The sequence below is a fragment of the Halomonas sp. ANAO-440 genome, assembly GCF_019915905.1.
GTDB lineage: Bacteria > Pseudomonadota > Gammaproteobacteria > Pseudomonadales > Halomonadaceae > Halomonas > Halomonas chromatireducens.
Genome location: NZ_JAHXBV010000013.1, coordinates 129,267 through 151,421, shown reverse-complemented (window position 1 = coordinate 151,421; position 22,155 = coordinate 129,267). Strand labels below are relative to the sequence as shown.

Genomic DNA, 22,155 nt, shown 5'->3' with positions numbered 1-22,155 from the left:
TTTTTCATGAGCCAGTAGCGGTTCAGGCGGTACGTTCGAACAGCAGGTTGTTCTCCAGATGGATGTGCTGCATCAGGTCTTCGCGGAACTCGTTGAGACCGGTGTATAGCGCGCGCCAGGTGGTACAGGCGCCCTTGGGTGGGGTGATGTTGTCGGTCAGCGCCATGACTTCGTCGAGATTCTCGCCGTGATCGTCATGTTCCTGGCGCATGACCGCGATCGGCCCCTGGGCCTGGGCGGCCATGCCGCTTCGCAGCATCGGAAACAGGATCTGCTCCTCCTTCTGCATGTGGCTCTCCATCTCCTGGAAGATCACCGACAGCAGGTCGGCCAGGCCGTTGGGGCAGGTGTCACGCTCGCCGTGAACGAGCTCCACGCGACGCGCCATGCGGATCAGTTCCGGCAGCTGCTGGCGATGCACATCGTGATAGCGGGTCAGGATGTGGTCAATCAGCTCATCATTGCTGGCCGATTGCCAGTCGCGCTGGTCCGGGTTGCCGGCCGGCAGGGCTTCCAGCGCCGCGACCAGGGCGGCGATATTGGCTCCGGCCTGCTCGGCGGCGGATTGCAGGCTCAGGCGTCCGCCACAGCAGAAATCGATGCGATTCTGATGAAAGACCCGGGTGGCACCGGGCAGGTCCAGGGCCAGGCGACCGACGGGTTGTTCGAGCAGGCTCATGGCATATCCTCAAGCAGGGTGGGGGTGTCTGGTCTTGCTTACCTGTACTGGCGTTGCAAACCCTGTGCCAGACTATTATTCGTTTAATAACAAGGGTCTGTATTTTGTGTGGTAAAAAAGACCCTGAAAGAATAAGGTATAAATAACCCTGTCACGGTAAAATTCACCATGTTGGACGATAGCCTGCTGGCCGATATGGCCGCCGATCTTCCTAGCGCCGTGCGGCTGCAGCGCCTGGTACGTACCCTTCGCGAGGAGTTTCGCTGCGGCGCGGTGTGCCTGCTGCAACTGCAGCAGGGAATCCTCGCCCCCGTGGCAGTCGATGGACTGGTGCGCGAGGCCCTGGGCCGCCGCTTCGAGGTGGCCCGTCATCCCCGGCTGGCGACGATACTGTCCAGTCGCAGCACCACCTGCTTCCCTCCCGACTCCACCCTGCCCGATCCCTACGATGGCCTGGTGGAGCAGCGGCCCGGTGAACCGCTGCACGTGCATGATTGCATGGGCATCAGCCTGCACGTCGAGGGCCAGCCCTGGGGCGTGTTGACCCTGGATGCCCTGGTGGCCGGCACCTTCGATGCCAGGGCGCGAGCAGCACTGGCTCGCTATGCGCTGCTTGCGGAGGCCGCGGTGCGCGTAACGCGCCTGGAGCAGGAGCTTCGGGCCCTGCACATGGCACATCATGGCGATGGGGCGGTTCCGATCGAGCCCAGCGTCGGTGGGGAGATTCTTGGCCATAGTGCCGCGCTTCGGCGCCTGCTGCAGGAGCTCGACGTGGTGGCCGAGTCGGGACTGCCGGTCTTGCTCAGCGGAGAAACCGGCGTAGGCAAGGAGCTGTTCGCCCGGCGCCTGCACCAGCGCTCGTCACGGCGCCAGCAGCCACTGGTGCAGGTCAACTGCGCGGCATTGCCCGAGTCGCTGGCCGAGAGCGAGTTGTTCGGACACGTGAAGGGCGCCTTCTCGGGCGCCGTCAGCGACCGGGCGGGGCGCTTCGAGGCGGCCCATGAAGGCACCCTGTTTCTCGACGAGGTGGGCGAGCTGCCGCTGAGCGTTCAGGCCAAGCTGCTGCGGGCACTGCAGAATGGCGAGGTGCAGCGGCTGGGAGAGGATACGCCTCGTCAGGTCGATGTGCGTATCCTGGCCGCCACCAATCGGCATCTGGCTGATGGGGTTCGTGACGGACACTTTCGCGCCGATCTCTACCATCGCCTCTCGGTCTATCCGGTGGCCATTCCGCCGCTGCGCGAACGCGAAGGGGATGTGCTGGTGCTGGCCGGCCACTTTCTCGAGATCAACCGCACGCGGCTCGGGGTGCGCAGCCTGCGCCTCTCGCCGGAGGCCGAGCGGGCGCTGTGCAGCTATGCCTGGCCGGGAAACGTACGGGAACTCGAGCATGTCATCAGTCGGGCGGCAATCAAGGCGCTGGGACAGGGTGCGCGACGCGACGAGATCATCACCCTGGTGCCGGAGTGGCTCGATCTCGCTAGCGGTGCGGCCGTCGATGTATCGCAGGGGCGTCAGGTCGAACCGGAAGCCTTGGCGACAGGTGAATCGTTGAAAGCTCAGGTTGCCGCGACCCAGCGACGCGTCATCCGTCATGCCCTGTCGGTCAGCGACGACAACTGGGCCACGGCCGCGCGACGGCTGGGAGTCGATCCCAGCAATCTGCATAAACTTGCGCGCCGTTTAGGGATCAAATAGTTAGTGCAATGCAAGAGGTAGCGTTGAAAATAAACGCTACATCTGGTGCTTGATAACACCCGGTGAGCTATATATGGTACTCAAGCCCTCGGTTAGGGTAGTGGCACGAGCTTGACACACATCAGTGCAGACGTGCGGCATCGTGCCTAGGATGGACGGTTCGTCGGCCGCCATGGCCGCAGCCCGATTCATCGGTTCGATCCCACTGGCGGGTTCGACCCCACTGGAGAGTAGCAATGCTTCCGTTGCCCCTGTCACTTCTGCCGCGCCCTCCCGCCCCGACCCGCTTGATTCGCGCCATCGACCCACGGGTGCCCCTGACATTCAAGCGCCACGTGATCGAGCCGGTGCTCAATCGCACCTTTGCCGAGCCCCTGGAAGAGGGTGAGTTTGACGCTCTGGAAGGTCGGCGTATCACGCTGCACGTGGATGACCTGGGCGTTCTGCTGACCTTGACCCTAGAGAATCAGCGGCTGGTGCTGAGCCGCGAGGCCGGTGAGGCGACCATCCGGGGCGGCTGGCGCGAGTTCCTCTGTCTCGCCACGCGCCGCGAGGATCCCGATGCCCTGTTCTTTCAGCGCAGGCTGTTGATCGAGGGCGATACCGAGCTCGGCCTGATGGTCAAGAACCTGCTGGACAGCCGTGAAGAGGGGCTGGCCCAGGGGCGGCTGGGTGACTGGCTGGTGCGCCTGGAGCGAGTGGCGCGCCGCGACGATTGAGTTTCTTCTTGTTAACGAAAACAGCCTACGCAGGCGGAGATAAGCCGACATGAGCACTTCCACCAAGGCCGTCAAGACATCCAATGAGGTTCCGTTGCAGGTACCCTCCCGTGATATCTGGGACGCCAAGTACCGCCTCAAGGATCGCCATGGCCGGGCGGTCGACAAGGACGTGACAGAGACCTGGGATCGCGTGGCGCGTGCCCTGGCGGTGGTGGAAGGAGACCAGGCGGACGTCTGGCTGCCGAAGTTTCGCTGGGCCCTGGAAAACGGCGCCATCCCTGCCGGACGCATCATGTCCAACGCCGGCGCCGAGGACTACAAGCCGGCGGTGAGCCTGATCAACTGCACCGTGTCGCGCACCATCCGCGATTCCATGCACGACATCCTCGACAGCGTGGTGGATGCCGGCATGACCCTCAAGGCGGGCTGTGGCATCGGCTACGAGTTCTCGACCCTGCGCCACAAGGGCGCCTTCGTTTTTGGCGCCGGTGCCGGTACCAACGGCCCGCTGGCGTTCATGGATATCTACGACAAGATGTGCTTCACGGTGGCCTCCGCCGGTGGGCGCCGCGGCGCCCAGATGGGCACCTTTGACGTCGGCCACCCGGACGTGCGCCAGTTCATCGAGGCCAAGCGCGAGGCCGGCCGCCTGCGTCAGTTCAACCTTTCGCTGCTGATTACCGACGAGTTCATCGAGGCGGTGAAGCAGGATACCGACTGGCCGCTGGCCTTCCCGCTGCATTCCGGTGAAAAGGAGGATGTGAAGCCCGAGGACCTGATCTATCGCGACTGGCCGGTGGTCGAGGACGCCTACACCACCGACGACGAGGGCCGCGTGGCCTGTCGTATCGTCGAGGTGATCAAGGCCCGCGAGCTGTGGGACACCATCATGAAGTCGACCTACGACTTCGCCGAGCCGGGCTTCATCCTGATCGACCAGGTCAACCGCATGAACAACAACTGGTTCTGCGAGGAGATCCGGGCGACCAACCCCTGCGGTGAACAGCCCCTGCCGCCGGAGGGTGCCTGCCTGCTGGGCTCGGTCAACCTGACCCGCTTCGTCATCGACCCCTTCGGCAAGAAGCCGCGCTTCGACTGGGACCGCTACCGCAAGGTGGTGGCGATCTTCACCCGCATGCTCGACAACGTGGTGGAAATCAGCGGCCTGCCGCTTGAAGGCCAGCGCAAGGAGATCGAGGCCAAGCGCCGTCACGGCATGGGGTTCCTCGGCCTGGGCTCGACACTGACCATGCTCAAGATTCCCTACGGTTCGGCGGAGTCGCTGGCCTTCACCGAGGAGGTGAGCCGCAACCTGGCCCTCGAGGGCTGGAAGCAGGCGCTGGAGCTCTCTCGCGAGAAGGGCATGGCGCCGATACTGGCCGAGGACTTCGAAATTACCCCCAAGATGCTGCGCGAGCGGCCGGAACTGGCCAAGGACGGCTACGAAGTGGGCGATAAGGTGCCCGGCCGCATCCTGCATGCGCGCTACAGCCGCTACATGCAGAAGATCGCCGAACTCGAGCCGGAGCTGGTGGCGGCGCTGTCCGAACACGGCGCGCGTTTCACCCACCATTCGTCCATCGCGCCCACCGGCACCATCAGCCTCTCCCTGGGTAACAATGCCTCCAACGGTATCGAGCCGTCGTTCTCGCACCGCTACTTCCGTAACGTCATCCAGTCGGGCAAGAAGACCAAGGAGCAGGTGGAAGTGTGCTCCTTCGAGCTGGCCGCCTACCGCCACTTCATCGCCGCCGACGCGGTGGAGAGCGACCTGCCCGACTACTTCATCACCGCCGATGCGGTGACTCCGAAGCAGCACGTGGCGGTCCAGGCGGCGGCCCAGGCCTGGGTCGACTCGGCGATCTCCAAGACGGTCAACGTGCCCACCGACTTCCCCTTCGAGCAGTTCCAGGATATCTACCTGGACGCCTACGAGAGCAAGCTCAAGGGCTGTACCACCTTCCGCTTCAACCCGGAAGCTTTCCAGGGCGTGCTGGTACGCGAGGATGATCTGAAGAACACCACCTATGTCTTCGAGCTGGAAAATGGCGAGACGGTGGAACTGGCGGGCGACGAGAAGGTTGTCTACGACGGCGAGGAGCACAACGCGGCGAACCTCTATGATGCGCTGAAGGAAGGCACCTATGGAAAGTGGTAAGCACTTGTACTTCCAGCTGCCGGTAGTGAGGTGCGCCGGGGGCACGTCGAAGAGGAGGTCCTACGCCATGGGTGGCGTAGGTAGCGTACAGGGATGTATTCACAGCGCCTCCTTGCAGACGTGTCGCCGGTGCAGCCCCGAGCGAGTGAAGCTGCGCGCCCTTGAATCCTTTTCCGCAGGAGCCCACTGATGGCCGTCGAAATCAAGTCCAAGATCGTCTCCTACAGCGTCAAGAAGGCCGTGGAGGAGGTACCGCTCGCGGATGAGAATCCGCTGACGGTGCGCATTCCGTCGCGTCCCGAGGGCACCCTCGAGGCAGTTTCGGAGAAGATCTCCTACGTTGGCGCCGAAGGGCGCAAGAAGGTCTACCTGCTGGTCTCCTTCATGCCGGTGGAAGGCGTGCTCGACGGCAAGCGAGTGGTGATCGAGCGTCCGGTGGAGTTCTTCTTCCCCTCCGGCCAGCTCTCCAGCGAGCATCAGTGGATCACTGCCACCATGCGCAGCCTGTCGCTGGCCGCCCGTGGCGGCTACGTCACCCAGGCGGTGGCCGACCTGCGCAAGGTGGCCTGGGACAAGGGCCTGGTGCGCTGCGGCATGAACCGCTGGGGAAAGCCCATGTTCCACGACTCCGAAGTCGCCGCCATCGCCTGGTCGATCCAGCAGATTCTCTATCGCCGCGGCTTCCTCGACCAGGACGGCAACCAGGTGCCGGTGGAGGAACTGGTCAGCCGCTATGCCCATCGCCTGACCCATGGCCACCCCTGGCAGCCACCCACGCCGGAGGAGGAAGCGAAAGCCGAGCAGCAAGCCAAGGCACTCGCTGCCGGAGAGAAGGGCGATGGACCCACGGTAGTGGGCCACTGCCCCGAGTGCCGCGGCGAGCTGATCATGATGGATGGCTGCCCCACCTGCTATGCGGGCTGCGGCTGGTCCAAGTGCGGCTAAAACTCACCTGATTCGCGTAAGACTCTGCAGGCGACTGGCGGAGGCGCTGACAGCTGTGTGGCACCCTCCGTGGTGAAAGCAGCTGTTGGAGCGCTGGTTCCCATCGCGACTGGCGCCGTCGGGCGCCTTGGCGGAGGCGCGGACGTTGGCGGTATCGCCAGGCTTGGCAACACCGCCGGGAGGCCTTCGGCCTCCAGTCGTGATCTAAAGATACTCCAACAACGGCGTGGCACCGTTGGAGGAGAGGGCAGCTGTTGGAGCGCTCGGTTCGGCGCTCCGAGTTCCCATCGCAACTGGCGCCCTCAGGCGGCGACGATTCTCGGCCCGCCACTCTCCGGCGACGGCGCCATGTCACCGTCGGTGATCACCACGTCGAAATCGCCGAGCCGGGCGAAGTAGGCCGGGCGAATCACGCCGATCTTGCTCTCATCGGCCACCAGCAGGCGCTGGGCCGCGCAGGCGATGGCGGCCTGCTTGGGCGCGACCTCGTGGAAGTGGAAGCAGCTCACGCCCTTCTGCTCATGCACACCGGCGGCGGAGAAAAAGGCGCGGTTGATCCCCAGGCGACGGATTGAGTGGTTCATGTCGTCGCTGCCGAAGGATTGCGAGGCCGGGTAATAGACTCCGCCGAGCAGTACCAGGCGAACATCGGGCAGCGCGCTCACCGCATTGGCGACATTGAGCGCGTAGGTCACCACTGTCAGCTGCTTGCGACCGGACAGCAGGCCGATCAGCGGCAGAAGGGTCGTGCCGCAGTCGATGAACAGTGTATCCCCTTCCTCGATGAAACCGGCAGCTTGCTCGCATAGGCGGTGCTTGGCCTGAAAATGGCTGTCCTTCTGCTCATCGACGCTGTAGACCGGGGCATACTGAGGGTTGTCCGCCATCACCAGGCGACCACCCAGGAAAACCATGGCGCCATCGCTGGCGGCGACATCGCGGCGGATCGTCATCTCGGAGACACCGCAGAGGCGTGCCGCCTCGCTGAGGTGGATCGTCCCCCCTCTGGCAAGGGTTTCCTGCAGTCGGGCCAGGCGCATTGCGCTTCGGCCGTTCATCGAGCCATTACCTTCTTCATCGAACCCTCCGCTTCCCTGATGGGGCCTATGCTGAGCCAGGCGGTGCGGTTTTTCCACTCTAGCGCGCCGGGGCAGGCCCATGGTCAGCCCCGGCTGATCCAATGTCGATGCAAGAAATGTTGGAAAAATAACATTTGGTGTTATAAGTTTCTCAGATCGGCTGACCTGATCGCCTATTGCCGAAACCAACAACAACGCCTCGACCCTCGACTTGCTCAGGCGAGCCCACTCCCAGCGTGGCTGGAAGGACTTCCCATGACACCCATCATGAGCCTGGTCGGTATGGTGACGCTGATCGCCATTGCCCTGCTTTTCTCTACCAACCGGCGGCACATTCGCCTGCGAACCGTGGGTGGCGCCTTCGCCATCCAGGCGGGCATTGGCGCCTTCGTGCTCTACGTGCCCTTCGGTCAGGCGGTGCTGGCGACGATCTCCGCCGGAGTCAGTCAGGTGGTGCTCTACGCCAACGATGGCATCGATTTTCTCTTCGGTGGCCTGGCCGATACCGACAACGTCGGCTTCGTCTTCGCCATCAAGGTGCTGCCGGTGATCGTCTTCTTCTCGTCGTTGATCGCCGTGCTCTACTATATCGGCATCATGCAGTGGGTGATCCGCATTATCGGCGGCGCTCTGCAGAAGGCACTGGGCACTTCGCGCACCGAGTCGCTCTCGGCCACCGCCAACATCTTCGTGGGCCAGACCGAGGCGCCGCTGGTGGTGCGCCCCTTCATTGCCCGCATGACACCCTCGCAGCTGTTCGCGGTAATGTGCGGTGGCCTGGCTTCGGTGGCCGGTGCCGTGCTGGCAGGCTATGCGGCACTGGGCATTCCCATGGAGTACCTGGTGGCGGCCTCCTTCATGGCCGCGCCGGGCGGGCTGCTGTTCGCCAAGCTGATCATGCCCGAGACCGAGGAGCCCGAAGACAGCATCTCCAAGGCCGAGGCGCGCCTGGAAGAGGAGGAGGACCACCCCACCAACGTGCTCGACGCAGCGGCCGCCGGCGCCACCTCGGGCCTCAAGCTTGCCGCCAATGTGGGGGCCATGCTGGTGGCCTTCATCGGCCTGATTGCACTGATCAACGGCATGCTGGGGGGTGTGGGTGGTTGGGTCGGCATGGAAGGATTGAGCCTGGAACTGATCCTTGGCTGGCTGTTTGCCCCGCTCGCCTTCCTGCTCGGGGTGCCCTGGGAGGAAGCCACCCTGGCCGGCTCCTTCATCGGTCAGAAACTGGTGGTCAACGAGTTCGTGGCCTATATCAACCTGGCCCCCTACCTGGACGGCGAGCAGGTGGTGGCCGCCACCGGGCAGGCAATGACCCCTTACACCATGGCGGTGCTCTCCTTCGCCCTGTGTGGTTTCGCCAACCTCTCCTCCATCGCGATCCTGCTGGGTGGGCTGGGCAGCATCGCGCCGAGCCGGCGCCATGACATCGCTCGCTTCGGTCTCAAGGCGGTGCTGGCGGGTACACTGTCCAATCTGATGTCAGCCGCCATTGCCGGTTTCTTCCTCTCGCTGGCAGCGATGACCTGATGTCGGGCGTATACCTTTGCCGATTCACTCGTACTTGATGACCCGATCCTACAGGTAGCGATATGACAGAATTCGAACAGGCCGCGCGCCAGGCCCTGGTGCTGATGGACCTCACCAGTCTCAACGACGACGACAGCGACGCGATCATTCGCGAACTGTGCGCCCGCGCCAATACGCCAGCGGGGCACCCGGCGGCGGTGTGCGTCTATCCCCGTTTCATTGCCACCGCCCGTGAGGCGCTGGCTGAGCAGGGCCTGACTGGCAAGGTGAAGGTGGCAACTGTGACCAACTTTCCCCACGGCGAGGCCGACGTCGAGCGCGCCGCGGCCGAGACCCTCGCGGCCATCGCCGCGGGGGCTGATGAGGTCGACGTTGTCTTTCCTTACCGTGCGCTGATGGCGGGTGATGCCGAGGTCGGTCGCGAGCTGGTCGCCGCCTGCAAGCGCGAGTGTGGCGACGCGGTGCTGAAAGTGATCCTGGAAACCGGCGAGCTGAAGGAGGCGGGACTGATCAGCCGTGCCGGCATGCTTGCCATCGACGGCGGCGCCGACTTCCTCAAGACCTCCACCGGAAAGGTGGCGGTCAACGCCACGCTGGAAGCAGCCGATCTCCTGCTCACCACCATCAAGGCGAGTGGGCGCGACGTGGGCTTCAAGGCCGCCGGCGGCGTGCGTACCGCGGAGGACGCTGCTGCTTACCTGCAGCTCGCCGAGAGGGTCATGGGAGCGGATTGGATCACCCCGGCGCATTTCCGCTTCGGTGCCTCGGGCCTGCTGGGAAGCCTGCTCGCTACCCTCGGTACCGAGGAAGACAAGGGCTCGATGGAGGGTTACTGATGCGTTCTCTAGCGCTGCCCCAGGAACTGATCCGCGCCAAGCGCGACGGCGAGGCGCTTTCGCCCGAGGCGATCCGCGAGCTGGTGGGCGGCATCAGCGACGGTAGCCTCTCCGACGCCCAGGTCGGGGCGCTGGCCATGGCGATTTTCCTCAATGGCATGAGCGCCAGCGAGACGGTGGCGCTGACCGAAGCCGTGCGCGACTCAGGCGAGCTGCTCGCGTGGCGTGGTTTGGGTGCGAATCAGGACCTGCCAGGACCGGTACTCGACAAGCACTCCACCGGCGGCGTGGGCGATCTCGTCTCGCTGGTGCTGGGGCCGTGGGTTGCCGCCTGTGGCGGCTTCGTGCCGATGGTTTCCGGGCGTGGCCTGGGCCACACCGGCGGCACCCTGGACAAGCTCGAATCGATCCCCGGCTACGATATCGCCCCTTCGCGGGCGCGTTTTCGCCGTCTGGTGCGAGAGGCGGGTGTGGCCATCGTCGGCCAGACTGCCGAGCTGGCACCCGCCGACAAGCGGCTCTATGCGGTGCGGGACGTCACCGCCACGGTGGAGTCGCTGCCGCTGATCGTCAGCTCGATACTAGGCAAGAAGCTCGCCTGCGGACTCGACGCCCTGGTAATGGACGTCAAGAGCGGCAGCGGCGCCTTTATGCCAACGCCTGAAAAATCACGTGAGCTGGCGGAGGCCATCGCTGAGGTGGCGAGCCGTGCCGGCACGCCGACCACGGCACTGCTTACCGACATGAGCCAGCCGCTGGCGCCCTGCGCCGGCAACGCCGTCGAGGTGCGCCAGGCGATTGCGCTACTGACCGGTGAGAAGAGGGGGGAGGAGAGCGGCGAAAAAACAGACGGTCGACTGATGGAGTTGACCCGCACGCTGGCCGCCGAGCTGCTGTTGGCCGGCAAGCTGGCCGAGAGTCGCTCAGCGGCAGTGGCCCTGCTGGATGACCGGCTAGCCAGCGGTGCCGCCGCCGAGCGCTTCGGGCGCATGGTAGCGGGCCTGGGCGGCCCCGCGGACCTGCTCGAACGCCGCGACCGCTACCTGCCCCAGGCGCCCATCGTACGCCCCGTGCATGCCGAGCGCTGTGGCCGCATCACGCGCATGGACACCCGCGCCGTGGGGCTCGCCGTGGTGGCACTGGGCGGCGGACGCCGCGCGCCGGGCGACGCCATCGACCATGCCGTCGGGCTGACCGGCATCGCCGCCCTCGGCGAGGCGGTCGACGGCGAGCGCCCCCTGGCCTGGGTGCATGCACGAAGCGAAGCCGACGCCGAGCGTGCCGCTGCCCAGCTCAAGGCGGCCATCGAAGTGAACGACGTCGGGCTCGGCGACGTCACACTGCCTACACTCATTCAGCACGTGATCCGTCGGGAGGCGCCATGACTCGTGCCATCGTACTGGTACTCGACTCCTTCGGCATCGGCGGCGCACCGGATGCCGACCGCTTCCATGATGCCGGTGCCGACACCCTGGGCCATATCGCCGCTGCCTGTGCTCGCGGGGAGTGCGACGGCTTTTTACAGGGCCCCGAACCCGGCCCGCGACAGGGCCCCGAACCCGGCTCGCGACAGGGCCCCGAACCCGGCCCGGCGGCGCGGCAAGGCCCGCTGGCGCTGCCCAACCTGGCGCGGCTGGGGCTGTTTCACGCCCACCGCGAAAGCACCGGCGCCTGGGCCAAGGGCGTCGAGGTGCCAACCGAAGTGAGCGGCGCCTATGGCAACGCCCGGGAGATCTCCTCGGGCAAGGACACCCCGTCGGGCCACTGGGAGATCGCGGGTGTACCGGTGCGCTTTGACTGGGGCTACTTTCTTGACCGCGAGGAGAGCTTTCCGCCCGAGCTGCTCGAGGCGCTGATCCGTGAGGGCGAGCTGCCCGGCGTGCTGGGCAACTGCCACGCCTCGGGCACCGAGATCATCGCCTGGCTCGGCGAGGAACACATGGCCAGCGGTAAGCCCATTGTCTACACCTCGGCGGATTCGGTGTTCCAGATTGCCGCTCACGAGGAAGCCTTCGGCCTGGAGCGGCTCCACGCCCTGTGCGAGACCGCCCGGCACCTTCTCGAGCCCTACAACATCGGGCGAGTGATCGCCCGGCCCTTCGTCGGCACACAGGCGGCGGACTTCGCCCGTACCGCCAACCGCCGCGACTACAGCGTCGAGCCGCCCGCGGCCACGGTGCTGCAGAAGCTCGCCGACGACGGCGGCGAGGTGATCGCCATCGGCAAGATCGCTGATATATACGCTCACTGCGGTATCACCCGCACGGTCAAGGCCAGCGGTCATGATGCGCTGATGGACGCCACCCTGGCCGCCCTGGATGAGGCCGGCGACCGCTCGCTTGTCATGACCAACTTCGTCGACTTCGACACCCTCTACGGCCACCGCCGCGACGTGACCGGCTACGCCGCTGCGCTGGAAGCCTTCGACGCAAGGCTGCCCGAACTGTTGGCCAAGCTGCGCGACGACGACCTGCTGGTCCTTACCGCTGACCATGGCTGCGACCCCACCTGGCACGGCACGGATCACACCCGCGAACGGGTGCCGGTGCTGGCCCTGGGCGCGGGGCTTCCTGCCGGTTCCCTCGGTGCGCGCGACACCTTCGCCGATATCGGCCAGAGCCTGGCGGCTCACCTGGGACTGGCGCCCATGGCCGACGGCACAAGCTTTCTTTCCAAGCCACTCCCTACCGACCCACTCGCTGCATAGGAGCCTCGACATGGCGACTCCCCATATCCAGGGCGAACGCGGCATCTTCGCCGACACCGTGCTGATGCCCGGCGATCCGCTGCGCGCCAAGTACATCGCCGAAACCTTTCTCGAGGACGCGCGTGAGGTGAACAGCGTGCGCAACATGCTCGGCTACACCGGGCGCTACCAGAATCGCGAGGTCTCGGTGATGGGCCACGGCATGGGCATCCCCTCGGTCTCCATCTACGCCAAGGAGCTGATCACCGACTATGGCGTGAAGCGGCTGATCCGGGTTGGCTCCTGCGGTGCGGTACGCGACGACGTGGCGGTACGCGACGTGGTGATCGGGCTCGGCGCGAGCACCGATTCGGCGGTCAACCGCACCCGCTTCATGGGCCACGATTTCGCCGCCATCGCCGATTTCGAGCTGACCCGCCATGCTGTCGACGCCGCCGCGGCCCAGGGCGTGGCGGTGAAGGTGGGCAACCTGTTCTCGGCGGACCTGTTCTACAACCCCCAGGGCGAGCTGTTCGAACTGATGAGGCGCTACGGCATCGTCGGTGTGGAGATGGAGGCGGCGGGGCTCTACGGTGTGGCGGCGGAGTTTGGCGCCAGGGCGATGACCATCTGCACGGTGTCGGACCATATTCTCAAGGGCGAGTCGCTGCCCAGCGAAGACCGCGAGCGCAGCTTCAACGAGATGGTCGAGGTGGCGCTGGAAGCGGTGCTCCGTGACGATGCGGTAGGGGCGGCATGAGCGATATCGATCGGACCATCGATCCGGCGACTGTCGCCGCGCTGATCGTGGCGCGCGGCAATGCCTACGCACCCTACTCTCAGCACCCGGTGGGTGCCATGGTGGAGAGCGAGAGCGGGGCGCGCTACTTCGGCGCCAACGTCGAGGTGGCTCACTACAAGGGGCTGTGCGCCGAGGCCTCGGCCATCGCCGCCATGGTCAGCGCCGGGGAGCGGCGCCTGCGCAGTGTCTACGTCATCGGCCCCGGCGAGCACCTCTGCTCCCCCTGTGGTGACTGTCGCCAGCGCATTCGCGAGTTCGCCGACGCCGAGACCCGCATTTATGTGGTCGATGCCGAGGGCAGGCTGCTCAAGGGCTACACCATCGAGGCACTACTGCCAGACGCCTTCGGGCCGGAGAATCTCAGCCACTGAAGCTATGTCTTCAAAGCTATGTCTTCAAAGCTATATCTTCAAAGCTATGTCTCCAAAGCTAGGTCTCAGATGATGCGTTTCTGTCAGGTGTCGATGCTTCACCATTTGTCAGGTAGTGCCTCGATGCCTGGGCGCAGACCCAGAAGATAACGGCAAGGATGACAAAGAACAGGCTACCCGAGACAAGGTTCCAGCTGATGGGCATCTGGTCGATAGCGATCAGATAGAACAGCCCGGCCACCAGCGCGAATATCACGACGATGGCCGCTGCCCAGAACAGGAAGTACAAGGCAATACCCAGCTTGTTCAGCATATCCCTCTCCTCAAGTTGCTCAAGGATTCACACTCAGCTTAGACCATGTCGGTTGGGCTCACTCACGCAGCTCGATGTGCGCGAAATGGGGGGCGAGGCGCTTGACCAGCCCGGCGAGCATCGCCCGCGGCGGGGCGTTTTCCACCGGCTGGCAGTAGGCCGGGTCGAGGCACTGGTTGGTGCGCGCCACCTGAATGGCGTAGCGGCGCACACCGCAGTCGGCCAAGGTGAGTGCAAGGCGCTCCACCCCGGCCAGGTCGAAGTCGCGCCAATGCACGGTGGTGCGGCACTCGAAGGACACGCCGCTGTCGAGCAGCGTCATCAGGCTCTGGCTGTGACGCTGCCAGATGCCGGGTCGGCCGCAGATAAGGTCGAAGTCCCTTCCGCGGCCCTTCACGTCGAGCCCCACCCAGTCGAGATTCGGCAGCAGGCGCGAGAGCCGGCCCGGATAGGGGCCCGCGGTATGCAGCCCCACCTTGAAGCCCATCGCCTTTACTTCGCTGACGGCGGCCGGCAGGGCGTGGTGCAGGGTGGGTTCCCCGCCGCTGAACACCACCGCCTCGAGCAGCCCCCGGCGGCTCTCCAGAAACTCCCGCACCGCCTGCCACTCCTGTTCGTCGCCGCGGCGTGGCGCCATCATATGGCCGTTGTGGCAGTAGCCGCAGCGCAGCGGGCAACCCTGAAGGAACACCACGCAGGCCAGGTGATCGGGATAGTCCAGCGTGGTCATCTGGGTCAGGCCGGCGATGGGGAGCCGAATGCCATCAAGAGGCACAGGTGAGGGCGAGTCGAGGTCGGTGGCGATCATCGAGGGCTCCTTTGCCAAGCGGAAGGCTCTTGCCGGGCACGAAGCCCGGCAGTGTAGTGGATGCGTCAGCGCTTGGTATCAGGGTGTGAGGGCGGCGGCCCGTTCGGTGAAGTGGCGGCGCTCGCGATGCTCGGAACGCTTGCCGACGTTGAACTGGCTGACCGGGCGGTGGTAGCCCATCACGCGGGTCCAGACCTCGCAGCGCTGGCGTTGTTCGGTGGGCAGGGTGTCGATGTTCGTCATCTTCTTGGTTCCTTCCAGTGGTGGATAAAATAGTGGGGTAAAAAACGCTCAGGCCGGTATGGCCGCGGCGCGTCTTGCCAGCAGTGCCTCGTCGCACTTCGGGCAGAATTCGTGTTCGCCGGCCAGGTAGCCGTGCACCGGGCAGATCGAGAAGGTCGGCGTCACGGTGATGTAGGGCAGGCGGAAGCGCGACAGGGCGGTACGCACCAGCTTGCGGCAGGCGTCGGGACTGGAGAGCTTCTCGCGCATATAGAGGTGCAGCACGGTGCCACCGGTATAGCGCGTCTGCAGCGGATCCTGGTGAATCAGTGCCTCGAAGGGGTCGTCGGTGTGCCCCACCGGCAGCTGGCTGGAATTGGTGTAGTAGGGCGCCTCGGGCGTGCCGGCCTGCAGAATGGCAGGAAAGCGCTCGGCGTCGGCGCGGGCGAAGCGGTAAGTGGTGCCCTCCGCCGGTGTCGCCTCCAGGTTGTAGAGATGCCCGGTCTCGGCCTGGAACTCCTGCATTCGCCCGCGTACGTGGTCGAGCACCTCCAGGGCAAGCTGGCGCCCCTCCGGGGTGGTGATGTCGTAGCGGTCTTCCGAGAAGTTTCGCACCATCTCGTTGAGACCGTTCACACCCAGCGTGGAAAAGTGGTTGCGCAGGGTGCCCAGGTAGCGCTGGGTGTAGGGGTAGAGCCCTTTATCCATCCACTGCTGGATGCACCCACGTTTGAGCTCCAGGCTGTCGCGGCCCAGTGCCAGCAGGCGGTCGAGCTCTTCGAGCAGGCCCGCCCGATCACCGGCGAAGCGGTAGCCCAGCCGCGCGCAGTTGAGCGTCACCACCCCCAGCGAGCCGGTCTGCTCGGCGCTGCCGAACAGGCCGTTGCCGCGCTTGAGCAGCTCCGAGAGATCGAGCTGCAGGCGGCAGCACATGGAGCGCACCATGTGCGGCTCCAGGTCCGAGTTGAGGAAGTTCTGGAAGTAGGGCAGGCCGTACTTGGCGGTCAGCGCGAACAGCCGCTCGGCGTTGTCGCTCTCCCAGTCGAAGTCGGTGGTGATGTTGTAGGTGGGGATGGGGAAGGTGAACACCCGCCCCTGGCGGTCGCCGGCCTCCATCACTTCCAGGTAGGCGCGGTTGATCAGGTCCATCTCCGCCTGCAGCTCGCCGTAGGTGAAGGGCTGCTCCTCGCCGCCGATGATCGGCACCTGATCGCGCAGGTCCGCCGGGCATACCCAGTCGAAGGTGAGGTTGGTGAAGGGCGTCTGGCTGCCCCAGCGCGACGGCACGTTGAGGTTGTAGATGAACTCCTGGACCGCCTGCTTCACTGCTTGATAGTCCAGCCCATCCTTGCGCACGTAGGGCGCGAGATACGTATCGAAGGAGCTGAAGGCCTGGGCGCCGGCCCACTCGTTCTGCAGGGTGCCGAGGAAGTTGACCATCTGCCCCAAGGCGCTGGAGAGATGGCGCGGCGGATCGCTCTCGGCGCGCCCGGGCACGCCGTTGAACCCCTCGATAAGCAGCTGGCGCAGCGACCAGCCGGCGCAGTAGCCGCACAGCATGTCGAGGTCGTGGATATGCAGGTCGCCCTCGCGGTGGGCGGCGCCAACCTCGACCGGGTAGACCTCGTCGAGCCAGTAGTTGGCGATCAGCTTGCCCGAGACGTTGAGGATCAACCCGCCCAGGGAGTAGCCCTGGTTGGCGTTGGCGTGCACGCGCCAGTCGGCGCGTTCGAGGTATTCGTTGACGGTCGATGCGACGTCGATGCGGCGCGGGCCGGCCTGGCGGATGGGGGCGTTCACCGTAATCTCCCTATATGTGCTGCCGTTTGGTGTGTCGATACACAACATATGGTGTGTGAAGGCTAGTGCCTTCGGCAGCGGGAGAACATGACCCAGATCAGAAAAAGGTCTATCGAGATAAACGGTAGTGCTTGCCATTGGCTGTACCGCGCCGTCGCCAGGTCTACGAGGAGGCGCTGTGAACCCATCCATGGGCGCTACATTTGCCCTGCTTCGCTCTCGCATCCTGCTCCGCTTGCAGGACCGGGGCTGGCCATCCATGGCCAGCCCGTTCGGAGCAATGCTCCTCACCCATGGCAAATGACCTCCTCTTCGACCTGCCCCGGCGCCTCACTCTGCTTCGTCGAGGCTCCATAGAAGAGTGAGCTGTGGTGCTGTTGGTTTCAGCCGGCCGGCAGCCGGGTGTTATCCATGCCCGGGCGGCCGTGCCAGTAGCCGTCGCAGACCTCGGCCTCGACCAGGGCCAGCGGGTCGGCGGCGGGCAGCTCGCCGCGGCGGGCGGCGTCGAAGGCGGCGACGACTTCGGCCATGCCCTCTGCACGGGGGCTCAGGCGCGCTACGGCCACGCCCATCGCGGCCATGTCGCTCACCTCGTGGCGCAGGTCCTGGCAGGCGCCGGAAAGCGTCTGGATGCCGTTGAGGGTAAACACCTCCTTGGACTCCTGGGAGCGCAGCGGCAGGCCTTCGGGGTACTTCTGGCAGACGAACTGGCAGCGATCCTTGGGCTTCTGGTGACGCCGGGCGGTGAAGCAGCGCGACGACCAGGCCAGCGGAAGATGGCCGTAGGCGAATACCTCGCAGGGCTGGTCCAGCCCCTCAGTGGCGCAATCGGTGAGCAGTCGGGCGAGATCGCTGCGCGACATCTCCACCGGCGCCTGCCAGCGCTGCATGCCGGCACGGGCCATCACGCCGATGGAGGCCGGGTTGTAGAGATTCAGCGCAGCGCCGGCGACGAAGGGCAGGCCGGCGGCAGAGAGGCGCTGCAGCGCGCTCTGGTCATTGGCCTCGACGGTGAACTCGCCGTTGTCGCACAGCTTGCGCAGGTCGCGCAGGTCGGCCTCGGACTCGATCAGGGTCTGGCTGGCGATCACTACCTGCTTGCCGCTTTCGGCCAGCTCGCGGCCGATGCCGAGCCAGTCGTCGAGCTTCATGTCGCGGCGGCGCGAGCAGACGGACTCGCCGAGATAGACGATTTCCACCGGCCAGTCGGCGGCCTCGCGGTAGAAGTCGGCATAGCGCTCGCGGGTCCAGTAGAACAGCACCGGGCCCAGCGACAGCTGCAGGGTAGGGGAAGTCGACATGACGTTTCTGCTCCTATTTCCAGCGGCGTTCGTAGGCGCCCAGGGTGGTGGTGGCGCCTTCGGAGACTTCGCCGAGGCCGGCCATCCAGGCGGGGTCGGGGTGGAAGCGCTCGGGTGTGCGTTCGAGGCGGTCCAGCGCCTGGCGCCAGATACCTGCCACCTTGGATACGTAGGCCGGGCTGCGCTGGCGGCCCTCGATCTTCACCGCGCTGATGCCGAGTTCGCGCAGCTCAGGGAGCAGCTCCAGGGTGTTGAGGCTGGTGGGCTCCTCGATGGCGTGATAGGTCTCGCCGCCCACCTCGAAGCGCCCCTTGCACAGGGTGGGATAGCCGGCCCGCTCACCCTCGCCGTAGCGGTCGATCAGCACGTTGTTGAGGCGTGACTCCAGCCCCTCGGGGGTCTCCTCCCAGCGCACGTGGGCCGCCGGAGAGCAGACGCCGCGGGTGTTGGGCGACTCGCCGGTGAGGTAGGAGGAGAGGTAGCAGCGCCCCTCGGCCATGATGCACAGGCTGCCGAAGGCGAATACCTCGAGCTCCACCGGGCTTTGCTTGGCCAGGTCGCGCACCTGGGTGATGGAAAGCACCCGCGGCAGCACGGCGCGCTTGATGCCGAAATGGTCGTGGTAGAAGCGCAGGGCCTCATGGCTGGTGGCCGAGCCCTGTACCGAAAGGTGGCGGGCGAGGTCGGGGTGGCGCCGTGCCGCGTAGTCGAGCAGGCCCATGTCGGCCATGATCAGGGCGTCGACGCCGAGGTCTGCAGCCTGGTCCACGGCGCGGGTCCACTGAGCCCAGCCGTCGGGCTGCGGATAGGTGTTGATGGCACAGAATACCCGCTTGTCGCGGGCGTGGGCGTAGTCGATGCCTTCGCGGGCACGCTTGTCGGTGAAGTTGAGGCCGGCGAACTGCCGGGCATTGGTGGAATTCTGGAAACCGAAGTAGACGGCATCGGCTCCTTCATCCACGGCTCGCTTCAGGGCCGGCAGGTTGCCGGCCGGGCAGACAAGCTCCATGTCGCTCTCCTCGCAGTCTGGGTAAATCCGACCATGCTAGTCGACTATCGAGGTCACGCTTTTGATACGGGTCATGGCGAGGCGGAATTGTCGAGGAAGGAAGGCCTTGGCGCCCTGGTGAGCCAGGGCGCGCTTGCTGGCGGCTCGCGTTCAGGCAGCGTCGAGGGGGCGCGAAGGGCCGAAGTGCTCGAAATGGCGGCGGCTCTCGTCGATGCCAAGGTCCGCCAGGGCCTGGTTCACTGCGCTCATGAAGCCCTGCGGGCCGACGAAGTAGCAGCGAGGCTTGCCCGTCGGCAGGTAGTGCTCGAGGAGCGCCCGATCGATGCGCCCGATGTGGTCGGCCTCCTCGCCTTGCTCGTGAATGGTCACCGCCTTGAGCCGGTTGGCGTGTTCCGTCTGCAGCAGGGCGATTTCGTCGCGGAAGGCGTGATGCTCGGCATCCAGGGCGGCGTGCAGGTAGACCACCTGGCGCTGCTGCTCCAGCGCCTGGCGTGCTAGCGACAGCATGGGGGTCTGGCCCACGCCACCGCTGACCAGGACCACCGGCTCGTCGCCTGGATGGAGCGTCAGGTCGCCGGCGGGAGGCAGCAGGTCCAGGCTGTCGCCCACCGTCAGCACATCATGGAAGTATCGGCTGACTCGGCCGTCGGGCTCACGCTTGATGGAGATCCGGTAGCCACGGCCGTTGGCTGTAGCCGAGATACTGTAGTGGCGATAGACCGGCTCGCCCTGGATGCTGAGGCGAACGCCGATGTACTGGCCGGGCTGGTGTCCGGCGACGACGCCGCCATCCTCGGGCTCCAGCACGAAGGAGCGGATCACCGCGCTCTCCTGGCGGGTGGCCGCGATACGAAAACGCCTCAGGCCACGCCAGCCACCGGGCTGCTGGGCGAAGGCGTGGTAGCGCCGCTCCTCGAGCTCGATCAGCAGGCCGGCCAGTTCCTCGTAGAGGGCGCCCCAGGCGTCCGCAATGTCCGGTGTCAGGGCATCGCCCAGCTCCTCGCCGATGGCCGCCATCAGGCATTCGCCGACGATGGGGTACTGATCCGGCTGGATGCCCAGGGATACGTGTTTCTCGACCACGGTGCCCAGCACGGACCTGGCCCTGGCGGGGTCCTGGCGCAGATGCACATAGGCCAGCACGGCGCCGGCCAAGGCGCGCTGCTGAGCACCGCTCTGCTGGTGAGCGGCATTGAACAACGAGGCCACGCCGGGATAGCGGGCAAACATCAGCGGGTAGAAGCGCTGGGCGATGGCATCGAGGTGCTCCGCGACCACCGGGGCGGTGGCTTCAATCAACCTTTCTTGCTCGTGGGTGAGCATGGGGCGTCTCCTTCGTCAGGGATGACTTTATAAAGAAGTATGTAAAATACATCTTTAAGGAAGCGGTGGCGTGAGACCGAATGTCGCGGGCAGGACCAAAAAAGCCGGGGAGGATATCCCCGGCTTTCGTTTTTCCGCTGTGCTTCCCTAAAGGCCGATGCGATGAGCTCGGTGGGTAAAGAAAATGCCGCTGGGCGACTCGGCAGGCAGGGTCGCCAGCACCTCGAAGGTACGGGTGTCGTAGACGGTGATCTGGTTGCTGTCGCGAGCCGAGATCCAGATATGCTCGCCCCGGGGCGTGAACTCCTTGTGCAGGATCGACTCGCCGGGCGACAGGGTCTCGATCACCTCTAGCGTACGGGTATCGATTACCTGCACCTTGTCATTGAGGGGATGGGCGAAGGTGACCCAGACCTGCTGCTCGTCGGGACGGCTCATGACGAAGATCGGCTGGCCATGTACCTCGATGCGCTCGGTCAGCGACCAGTCGCGGGTATTGGCTACCAGCACCTCGTTGCGACCCACGGCGGGGAAGAAGGCCTGGTCGCCGGCCATGGCCCAGCCCTCCAGATGGGGCATCTTGTACACCGGCAGGCGCTCCTCGCCGCGGCCGTAGTCGGGCAGGATACGCTGCACGCCGTTTTCCGGGTGCCACAGGTCGAGCAGGGCCATGCCGTCCTCGCCGAACAGGCCGGCGATATAGTAGCGACCGTTGGGCGTGATCAGCGCGTCGTAGGGCATGCTGCCGACGTCACGGTACTTGGTCAGCTCGGGCTCGTCCGTGGACATGTCCAGGGTCCAGATCTCGCCCGCCTCGAACAGGCTGAAGACGAAGATATTCCCCGGGACGTCCACCACGCCCACCACCTTGGCCTGGTCGGTGGTGCCATCCGGCTTTTCGTAGGTCGCCGGCACGTCGATCACCAGTTCCATGGTCTCGACGTCGAAGACCTTCACGCCGCCGGGCTCGTAGTTGCCAACCGCCACGAAGCGGCCGTCCTGGGAGATGGCGCCGCCGATGCTGTTACCGCCCTGGATGATGCGCCCGTCGATCTCGCCGGTGAGCAGGTCGAGCCGGGTCAGCCCACCGTCACGGCCGAAGACGAAGGCGTGGCGGGCGTCACGGGTGAACTTCACCGAAGCATGAGACAGATCGCCGAAGCCTTCGATATGGCGCAGCACCGTCTTTTCGGTCGTGTCGACCAGGGCCACGCTGCCGGTAGCGCGCTCGATGACTACGCCAAGGTCGCCGGTGCCGCGTAGCTCGACATGCGCCGTGGTGTCGGGCTCGGCAGCTGCCGGGCTGCTCAGCAGCAGGGCAACGGCGCTGGCGGTGAGCAGCGTCTTGATCGGGGTGAAAAGGGGCATGGGCGACTCCTGGTCAGTCTGGCGTATTCAGTGTTTCGAGGGGATTGTCTTTTCTCAGGTGGTCGGCGATCCAGCGCGCGTCTTCCTCGCTGATCAGTGCCTTCCAGCCCGGCATGGCGCTGCCGGGTATGCCGTGCAGGATGATATGGGCGAGCGCTTCGACGGTGAAACCCTCCATGCGGTCGCGGGGCAGCGCCGGCCCCAGCCCGCCGCGCAGCGTCATGCCGTGACAGGAACCGCAGTCCTGATAGAGCAGGGTCTCGAGTTCTGCCTGGCGCTGTGGATCGAGGGCATCCTCGTGGCTCTCCGCCATGGCAGTAGCCGAGAACAGTAAGCCGATGAGCAGGAAGAGAGCCGGCTGGTACATGGGTAAGCCTCGCAGGACGACGGAACAGGAAGGGCCGTGAAAGAGAGTGGCCGTCAGCGAAGTGTCCCCTCGTTGCGGTTTTGCTGCTTTGACGGATATCAAGGTCGGGCGAGTAAAAATTCCTCTTTTGACCTGTGT

21 protein-coding genes are annotated in these 22,155 nt (G+C 65.3%); 10 read left to right on the top strand and 11 right to left on the bottom strand.

Translation table 11 applies throughout. The features are described from left to right. Positions 1 to 22: 22 nt before the first annotated feature. Positions 23 to 679, bottom strand: coding sequence for an iron-sulfur cluster repair protein YtfE (gene ytfE, locus KZO25_RS11445; RefSeq protein WP_223137056.1), 657 nt, complete (start codon positions 677 to 679; stop codon positions 23 to 25). 168 nt (positions 680 to 847) lie between these two features. Between ytfE and norR the strand changes: the two genes are divergently transcribed. The 4 genes from norR to KZO25_RS11425 all read left to right on the top strand — a co-directional run bounded on the left by norR (position 848) and on the right by KZO25_RS11425 (position 6,202). After that, on the top strand, positions 848 to 2,377 hold the full coding sequence (norR, locus tag KZO25_RS11440) for a nitric oxide reductase transcriptional regulator NorR (protein ID WP_223137055.1): 1,530 nt from the start codon (positions 848 to 850) through the stop codon (positions 2,375 to 2,377). A 236-nt stretch (positions 2,378 to 2,613) separates the two neighbouring features. Next, positions 2,614 to 3,096 (top strand): SCP2 domain-containing protein, encoded by a 483-nt coding sequence (locus tag KZO25_RS11435; RefSeq protein WP_066447558.1) that lies wholly within the window; start codon positions 2,614 to 2,616, stop codon positions 3,094 to 3,096. Between the two features lie 49 nt (positions 3,097 to 3,145). Beyond that, the gene (locus KZO25_RS11430; protein WP_223137054.1) at positions 3,146 to 5,257 is read left to right on the top strand and encodes an adenosylcobalamin-dependent ribonucleoside-diphosphate reductase; all 2,112 of its coding nucleotides are present in this window, start codon (positions 3,146 to 3,148) and stop codon (positions 5,255 to 5,257) included. Positions 5,258 to 5,446: 189 nt separating this feature from the next. Beyond that, a complete protein-coding gene (locus tag KZO25_RS11425) occupies positions 5,447 to 6,202 on the top strand; it encodes a ribonucleoside-diphosphate reductase (protein WP_066447562.1) in 756 nt (251 codons plus the stop codon). 302 nt (positions 6,203 to 6,504) lie between these two features. Here the strand turns inward: KZO25_RS11425 and KZO25_RS11420 are convergent, their stop codons facing one another. Continuing rightward, positions 6,505 to 7,260: a DeoR/GlpR family DNA-binding transcription regulator gene (locus KZO25_RS11420; protein ID WP_223137053.1), complete on the bottom strand. Its 756-nt coding sequence runs from the start codon at positions 7,258 to 7,260 to the stop codon at positions 6,505 to 6,507. A 276-nt stretch (positions 7,261 to 7,536) separates the two neighbouring features. On the opposite strand from KZO25_RS11420, the gene KZO25_RS11415 reads away from it, so the two are divergent. The 6 genes from KZO25_RS11415 to cdd all read left to right on the top strand — a co-directional run bounded on the left by KZO25_RS11415 (position 7,537) and on the right by cdd (position 13,506). Further along, positions 7,537 to 8,811: a NupC/NupG family nucleoside CNT transporter gene (locus KZO25_RS11415; protein ID WP_066447574.1), complete on the top strand. Its 1,275-nt coding sequence runs from the start codon at positions 7,537 to 7,539 to the stop codon at positions 8,809 to 8,811. A 62-nt stretch (positions 8,812 to 8,873) separates the two neighbouring features. Beyond that, the gene (gene deoC / locus KZO25_RS11410) at positions 8,874 to 9,647 is read left to right on the top strand and encodes a deoxyribose-phosphate aldolase (RefSeq protein ID WP_223137052.1); all 774 of its coding nucleotides are present in this window, start codon (positions 8,874 to 8,876) and stop codon (positions 9,645 to 9,647) included. Next, positions 9,647 to 11,032 (top strand): thymidine phosphorylase, encoded by a 1,386-nt coding sequence (gene deoA / locus KZO25_RS11405; RefSeq protein WP_223137051.1) that lies wholly within the window; start codon positions 9,647 to 9,649, stop codon positions 11,030 to 11,032. Before deoC ends, deoA begins: the two co-directional genes overlap by 1 nt. Then, on the top strand, positions 11,029 to 12,354 hold the full coding sequence (locus KZO25_RS11400; protein WP_223137050.1) for a phosphopentomutase: 1,326 nt from the start codon (positions 11,029 to 11,031) through the stop codon (positions 12,352 to 12,354). The genes deoA and KZO25_RS11400 overlap by 4 nt, the downstream gene beginning before the upstream one ends. 10 nt (positions 12,355 to 12,364) lie before the next feature. Further along, positions 12,365 to 13,093, top strand: a complete 729-nt coding sequence (deoD, locus tag KZO25_RS11395) for a purine-nucleoside phosphorylase (RefSeq protein WP_223137049.1) — start codon at positions 12,365 to 12,367, stop codon at positions 13,091 to 13,093. Then, complete coding sequence (cdd, locus tag KZO25_RS11390; RefSeq protein WP_066447594.1) at positions 13,090 to 13,506, top strand: cytidine deaminase; 417 nt, start codon at positions 13,090 to 13,092, stop codon at positions 13,504 to 13,506. The genes deoD and cdd overlap by 4 nt, the downstream gene beginning before the upstream one ends. 58 nt (positions 13,507 to 13,564) lie before the next feature. On the opposite strand, the gene KZO25_RS11385 is transcribed toward cdd, so the two are convergent. From KZO25_RS11385 to KZO25_RS11345, 9 genes are all read right to left on the bottom strand, one after another. Beyond that, a complete protein-coding gene (locus tag KZO25_RS11385) occupies positions 13,565 to 13,819 on the bottom strand; it encodes a hypothetical protein (protein ID WP_066447597.1) in 255 nt (84 codons plus the stop codon). A gap of 58 nt (positions 13,820 to 13,877) precedes the next feature. Further along, positions 13,878 to 14,627 carry an anaerobic ribonucleoside-triphosphate reductase activating protein gene (locus KZO25_RS11380; protein WP_223137048.1) on the bottom strand — a complete coding sequence of 250 codons (750 nt, stop codon included), beginning with the start codon at positions 14,625 to 14,627 and terminating at the stop codon, positions 13,878 to 13,880. A 78-nt stretch (positions 14,628 to 14,705) separates the two neighbouring features. Continuing rightward, a complete protein-coding gene (gene nrdD / locus KZO25_RS11375; protein WP_066447604.1) occupies positions 14,706 to 14,870 on the bottom strand; it encodes an anaerobic ribonucleoside-triphosphate reductase in 165 nt (54 codons plus the stop codon). Between the two features lie 48 nt (positions 14,871 to 14,918). Continuing rightward, positions 14,919 to 16,649, bottom strand: coding sequence for a ribonucleoside triphosphate reductase (locus KZO25_RS11370; protein ID WP_223137047.1), 1,731 nt, complete (start codon positions 16,647 to 16,649; stop codon positions 14,919 to 14,921). Between the two features lie 383 nt (positions 16,650 to 17,032). After that, positions 17,033 to 17,950 (bottom strand): U32 family peptidase, encoded by a 918-nt coding sequence (locus KZO25_RS11365; protein ID WP_223137046.1) that lies wholly within the window; start codon positions 17,948 to 17,950, stop codon positions 17,033 to 17,035. Positions 17,951 to 17,963: 13 nt separating this feature from the next. Then, a complete protein-coding gene (locus tag KZO25_RS11360; protein WP_223137045.1) occupies positions 17,964 to 18,959 on the bottom strand; it encodes a peptidase U32 family protein in 996 nt (331 codons plus the stop codon). Between the two features lie 150 nt (positions 18,960 to 19,109). Beyond that, complete coding sequence (hmpA, locus tag KZO25_RS11355; protein WP_223137044.1) at positions 19,110 to 20,282, bottom strand: NO-inducible flavohemoprotein; 1,173 nt, start codon at positions 20,280 to 20,282, stop codon at positions 19,110 to 19,112. Between the two features lie 147 nt (positions 20,283 to 20,429). Beyond that, the gene (locus KZO25_RS11350) at positions 20,430 to 21,650 is read right to left on the bottom strand and encodes a cytochrome D1 domain-containing protein (protein WP_223137043.1); all 1,221 of its coding nucleotides are present in this window, start codon (positions 21,648 to 21,650) and stop codon (positions 20,430 to 20,432) included. A 13-nt stretch (positions 21,651 to 21,663) separates the two neighbouring features. Continuing rightward, the gene (locus KZO25_RS11345; RefSeq protein ID WP_144439640.1) at positions 21,664 to 22,017 is read right to left on the bottom strand and encodes a c-type cytochrome; all 354 of its coding nucleotides are present in this window, start codon (positions 22,015 to 22,017) and stop codon (positions 21,664 to 21,666) included. Between the last annotated feature and the right edge of the window lie 138 nt (positions 22,018 to 22,155).

What these genes read in the sequence shown, in the direction of transcription:
- deoC (WP_223137052.1), top strand. Translation starts at nt 8,874, where the DNA reads ATGACAGAATTCGAACAGGCCGCGCGCCAGGCCCTGGTGCTGATGGAC.
- KZO25_RS11360 (WP_223137045.1), bottom strand. Translation starts at nt 18,959, where the DNA reads ATGGAGCTTGTCTGCCCGGCCGGCAACCTGCCGGCCCTGAAGCGAGCC.
- KZO25_RS11380 (WP_223137048.1), bottom strand. Translation starts at nt 14,627, where the DNA reads ATGATCGCCACCGACCTCGACTCGCCCTCACCTGTGCCTCTTGATGGC.
- KZO25_RS11400 (WP_223137050.1), top strand. Translation starts at nt 11,029, where the DNA reads ATGACTCGTGCCATCGTACTGGTACTCGACTCCTTCGGCATCGGCGGC.
- cdd (WP_066447594.1), top strand. Translation starts at nt 13,090, where the DNA reads ATGAGCGATATCGATCGGACCATCGATCCGGCGACTGTCGCCGCGCTG.
- KZO25_RS11385 (WP_066447597.1), bottom strand. Translation starts at nt 13,819, where the DNA reads ATGCTGAACAAGCTGGGTATTGCCTTGTACTTCCTGTTCTGGGCAGCG.
- norR (WP_223137055.1), top strand. Translation starts at nt 848, where the DNA reads ATGTTGGACGATAGCCTGCTGGCCGATATGGCCGCCGATCTTCCTAGC.
- KZO25_RS11350 (WP_223137043.1), bottom strand. Translation starts at nt 21,650, where the DNA reads ATGCCCCTTTTCACCCCGATCAAGACGCTGCTCACCGCCAGCGCCGTT.
- KZO25_RS11345 (WP_144439640.1), bottom strand. Translation starts at nt 22,017, where the DNA reads ATGTACCAGCCGGCTCTCTTCCTGCTCATCGGCTTACTGTTCTCGGCT.
- deoD (WP_223137049.1), top strand. Translation starts at nt 12,365, where the DNA reads ATGGCGACTCCCCATATCCAGGGCGAACGCGGCATCTTCGCCGACACC.
- KZO25_RS11435 (WP_066447558.1), top strand. Translation starts at nt 2,614, where the DNA reads ATGCTTCCGTTGCCCCTGTCACTTCTGCCGCGCCCTCCCGCCCCGACC.
- KZO25_RS11425 (WP_066447562.1), top strand. Translation starts at nt 5,447, where the DNA reads ATGGCCGTCGAAATCAAGTCCAAGATCGTCTCCTACAGCGTCAAGAAG.
- KZO25_RS11420 (WP_223137053.1), bottom strand. Translation starts at nt 7,260, where the DNA reads ATGAACGGCCGAAGCGCAATGCGCCTGGCCCGACTGCAGGAAACCCTT.
- nrdD (WP_066447604.1), bottom strand. Translation starts at nt 14,870, where the DNA reads ATGACGAACATCGACACCCTGCCCACCGAACAACGCCAGCGCTGCGAG.
- deoA (WP_223137051.1), top strand. Translation starts at nt 9,647, where the DNA reads ATGCGTTCTCTAGCGCTGCCCCAGGAACTGATCCGCGCCAAGCGCGAC.
- KZO25_RS11365 (WP_223137046.1), bottom strand. Translation starts at nt 17,950, where the DNA reads ATGTCGACTTCCCCTACCCTGCAGCTGTCGCTGGGCCCGGTGCTGTTC.
- KZO25_RS11430 (WP_223137054.1), top strand. Translation starts at nt 3,146, where the DNA reads ATGAGCACTTCCACCAAGGCCGTCAAGACATCCAATGAGGTTCCGTTG.
- KZO25_RS11415 (WP_066447574.1), top strand. Translation starts at nt 7,537, where the DNA reads ATGACACCCATCATGAGCCTGGTCGGTATGGTGACGCTGATCGCCATT.
- hmpA (WP_223137044.1), bottom strand. Translation starts at nt 20,282, where the DNA reads ATGCTCACCCACGAGCAAGAAAGGTTGATTGAAGCCACCGCCCCGGTG.
- ytfE (WP_223137056.1), bottom strand. Translation starts at nt 679, where the DNA reads ATGAGCCTGCTCGAACAACCCGTCGGTCGCCTGGCCCTGGACCTGCCC.